At 49.3% G+C, this 3,788-nt stretch carries 7 protein-coding genes and 1 pseudogene; all 8 read right to left on the bottom strand.

The features are described 5' to 3' along the window. Positions 1–204: 204 nt before the first annotated feature. On the bottom strand, positions 205–624 hold the full coding sequence (locus tag M0P74_18160; protein MCK9365511.1) for a type II toxin-antitoxin system VapC family toxin: 420 nt from the start codon (positions 622–624) through the stop codon (positions 205–207). Continuing rightward, complete coding sequence (locus M0P74_18165; protein MCK9365512.1) at positions 624–863, bottom strand: hypothetical protein; 240 nt, start codon at positions 861–863, stop codon at positions 624–626. Before M0P74_18165 ends, M0P74_18160 begins: the two co-directional genes overlap by 1 nt. A gap of 95 nt (positions 864–958) precedes the next feature. Continuing rightward, positions 959–1,261 carry a hypothetical protein gene (locus tag M0P74_18170; GenBank protein ID MCK9365513.1) on the bottom strand — a complete coding sequence of 101 codons (303 nt, stop codon included), beginning with the start codon at positions 1,259–1,261 and terminating at the stop codon, positions 959–961. Between the two features lie 287 nt (positions 1,262–1,548). Continuing rightward, the gene (locus M0P74_18175; protein ID MCK9365514.1) at positions 1,549–1,917 is read right to left on the bottom strand and encodes a hypothetical protein; all 369 of its coding nucleotides are present in this window, start codon (positions 1,915–1,917) and stop codon (positions 1,549–1,551) included. Positions 1,918–2,290: 373 nt separating this feature from the next. Next, a complete protein-coding gene (locus M0P74_18180) occupies positions 2,291–2,542 on the bottom strand; it encodes a transposase (GenBank protein MCK9365515.1) in 252 nt (83 codons plus the stop codon). 33 nt (positions 2,543–2,575) lie between these two features. Continuing rightward, positions 2,576–2,995 carry a type II toxin-antitoxin system VapC family toxin gene (locus M0P74_18185; protein MCK9365516.1) on the bottom strand — a complete coding sequence of 140 codons (420 nt, stop codon included), beginning with the start codon at positions 2,993–2,995 and terminating at the stop codon, positions 2,576–2,578. After that, the gene (locus M0P74_18190; protein MCK9365517.1) at positions 2,992–3,258 is read right to left on the bottom strand and encodes a type II toxin-antitoxin system Phd/YefM family antitoxin; all 267 of its coding nucleotides are present in this window, start codon (positions 3,256–3,258) and stop codon (positions 2,992–2,994) included. Before M0P74_18190 ends, M0P74_18185 begins: the two co-directional genes overlap by 4 nt. A 351-nt stretch (positions 3,259–3,609) precedes the next feature. Then, positions 3,610–3,788 (bottom strand): annotated as a pseudogene (locus M0P74_18195) (polysaccharide biosynthesis protein).

Raw genomic sequence — 3,788 nt, forward strand, 5'->3', positions numbered from 1 at the left:
CAATAATAAAAACATTCCCCTTCGCGGCCTCATCGACCAGACGTGAAAGGTGCGTCTTGGCTTCGTGGATATTTACGGTTTGCATGGGACACCTCATTAAGCTTAGTTTGATGGACTTAGTCTAAACGCACTGCCAGTATTTGTCAAGAGACTTCCAAAGTAATAGGGGCTCTGTCCCTAATTACTCTGTCCCTAATTACTGGTCTAATTAAGATCCTTCAGAGGGCATATCCGACTGTCGTTCTTCATCTTTTCGCGGAACTTCTCGTCACTGGTCAACAAAACGGCGTCAATTGCATAAGCAGCGGCCAAATATACCGCGTCATAAAAAGTAACTTGATGTTCTTTCATCCAGGTAAAACACTGACGGAACATCTGTTCAGAACAGTCAACCGCTTCGATTTTAAGATCGAGGAGCAGCTTCATCTTTTGGTCCGCCTCGTCGGGTAACGCTCTGCCCAGAATATTTGCGACCTCATAAGTCCATAAACCCGGCGCCGCAATCCCAACTACGCCGCTCACCCAGGTGTGCAAAAGGCCGGCTGCTTTATCATGATCCGGTTCATTTTCTTTCTCCAGTACCCATTTCAGAATAATGGAGGCATCTACGATGTATTTTTTCATCAGTGAGACACTCTATCTTTGGTAAGAAATTCAATAATATCGGCATGCGAATAGCCGCCTTGGCGAGGCGAAGAAGCGAGCAACTGTTCAACAGCCGATTTACGGCGCAGCAGCTCCAGTTCTTTACGCAGTGCCTCGCTAACCAACCTGCTGCGCTTTCCGGCGGGAACGAGACTTTCAAGGTCTCTACAAACGCCTTCATCAATGAGAAAGTTTAATTTTCGGGCAGTGTTTGACATATCATACCTCTTTGCAATAAGTATAAAACATACCCAAGATAGTTACACCATCAGGATGGAATGTCAAGCGAAATAAATAGGGGCTCTGTCCCTATTCATCCCACACTCAGCACTTCCCTTTCGATAGCCAGTGTCCGCCCTGCGCCTTGGGCTGCATAGCCCCACTTGATGAGGGTGAAGGCAGACTCCCCATCTTTCCCCGGCGTAATCTCCAGCCCCGTGATGCAGCGGGGATGCACGCACGACCCAGTATTGTAATAAGCACGATCCGAATGGAGCTTCCGCGAGGAAATATGGGGACATGACCCCATCCTACCCTCCAAATACATCCGTTCCGTCAGAGAAAGGTTTTCAAAGACGGGCCGGTGGGTGTGGCCGGCAATGATCGTGTCGATCAAATCTCCCTCCCCTTTCCTTAAATCTCCCTCCCCCTTCCAGGGGGAGGGTCGGGGTGGGGGGGAAAATAGGGCGCTGTCCCTAATTACCAAACGCTAAATTTCAAGACCTGACCCCCGATCACCCCCTTGGGCTGCGTGTAGTGCTTGACGTATTTTCTCAGGAGCTGTTTCATTTTTTCGTCGCTGTCGGGGGAGGGGTCACGGATGGCTACCGAGATGAACAATTCACATCTTTATTGTTCACCTAGTCAAGTATTTAATGAAAACAATAGGGGCTCTGTCCCTAATTAAACCGCTATCTCCAATAATATCTTATCGTACACTACGTGGGGCGTAATTTCCTTGCTGGTCGCCTTTTTTGTATCGATAAGTCCCGCCTGTTCCAAAAACCGGACATCAACGGCAACGTTCTTGATATCACGTTGAAGAATTCTGGCCAGATGATTTATCGAAGAAGGATGCTCCGTTTTAATCGCGTGGAGAAGCTCCAGTCTTTTCTGAGTTAATGCCTTGCGAAACGCCTGGATATTCGTAAAGTACACGCCCCGTTCATGCTTCACTTTCTCGCCGGATTCAATAGACCCTGCGGCATCCGCAAATTCGTTCAGCAGTGTTTCCGCATCCTTTATGCCGATCTTCACTTTTCGGACTTTCATCTTTTCCTCCTGTTATATGAAACTATATCCCCGTAAAAATCCTTTATAAGCTGCTCGGTTCCTGTAAAGAGATATGGCTTGGTTCTACACCCGTAATGCCGATGATCGCCCTTTTGTTCCGCATTGTCGTACCCGATCACCCGTTGCGTGTTTGCTATATAAACAAGTGAATATTTATACCCATGCGGTTTATCCGAAGATTTCTCAACCTCCCATAATTTAATCTCAATAGTATTGCCAAGCTCGTCTATAACCTTGTTATGAATTATAAGTTTAGCTTTCATGTTGGTACGTTATACCAATGATACACAGATTGTCAATTTTTAATTGCTTCTGCTCTGGTCCTCCCTTATTAGGGACAGAGCCCCTATTATTATAGCATATGGACGGTTCTGAAGACGCTCGCCAGGGAGTCATCGGCGCCGGGAACGCCGACAATATGGACATGGTTCGGCATGAGGCAATAGGCCCAGATGTCGAGACTATGTTTCCGGGCGTATTGATTGAGCAATTCCAGATAGCGGGCATAATCCTCCGCCGCGGCGAACACGGTCTGCCGGTAATTGCCCCGCTGGGTGATATGGTGGGGGTAACCTACTGCTATAGCACGTGATATTCTCGGCATAAAAGAATAGGGGCTCTGTCCCTAATTTCCTATTTAAATTAAATGGACCCACGGCAAATCTTTTTGCACAGCGTTAAACAACCGTTCATCCGCCGTGCTGAGATCGACGCCTTCCTGTTCAGCCAAGGCCAAGTAGCTGGAGTCATAGACAGAACGTCCATAGAGCCGGCAATAATGAAGAACTTTATCGGCAAGAGAATAAACATCATAAAATCGGATGCCCAGGCTCATGAAGCTGCGGAAGGATGATGAAATGGCGCTCTGATCGAGTCGGGCGCGCCGTCCGGCGATCACCAACCCATTCATCAGTTCGTACTGAAGCAGGGACGGCGCCAGTATTTCCAATTCCCCGGCAACGCACTGTTGCAGCAGCGAGATCGCCTGTGCGCCGCACGCCTCATCGACGAGGTACCACTTGAGAATCACGCTCGCATCGACCACCGCCCGTTTCATGGCTTTTCTTCCAGTTGAGTTCTGGATTCCCGATAGACATCGGCGGCGCTGACTCCGGCCTTTATAAAAGCCTCCCTGACTTTCATGATGTTTTGATAACCTTCCCTGCGGGCATTGCGCTCATATTCGTCGTAGGGAACGATGACGGCTACCGGTTTCCCGCGCCTTGTGACAATGGTATTCTCTCTTTTTTCCACGGTATCGTGAATAAGGCGGCTGAAACCTTTCTTGCCTTCGGCAATGCTAACTGATGTACTGTTCATGGGGTCCTCCATTATGGTCATGTCTGATGACTACCATAAGAAACCAGAAGATGTCAAGGATTAAACAATAGGGGCTCTGTCCCTAATTACCCAAAGAGGAGGTGGGGATAATCGGGAGCTGTCCCCTGGGCAAAATAAATAGGGGCTCTGTCCCTATTTATTTTGCGTGTAGTGCTTGACGTATTTTCTCAGGAGCTGTTTCATTTTTTCGTCGCTGTCGGGGGAGGGGTCACGGATGGCTGCGGAGAACTCCGCGAGGATGGAGGTAAGTTCGGTAAGGGTGTATTTTTGGCTGCCCCGGGCGACAAAGATCTTCTCGTGGCAACTGGCGTCGGTGCCCTCTTCCGCCGTCAGGATCTCTTCGAACAGTTTTTCACCGGGGCGCAGGCCCGTAAACTTAATGTCGATGTCCCGGTTTGGTTCCATGCCGTGGAGGCGGATCAGCTCCTCGGCGATGTGCAAGATCTTCACGGGCTCGCCCATATCCAGCACAAAGACCTCCCCGCCCTGCCCCAGCGTGGACGCCTGCA

This window comes from Syntrophales bacterium (genome assembly GCA_023229765.1).
Taxonomy (GTDB): Bacteria; Desulfobacterota; Syntrophia; order Syntrophales; family UBA5619; genus DYTH01.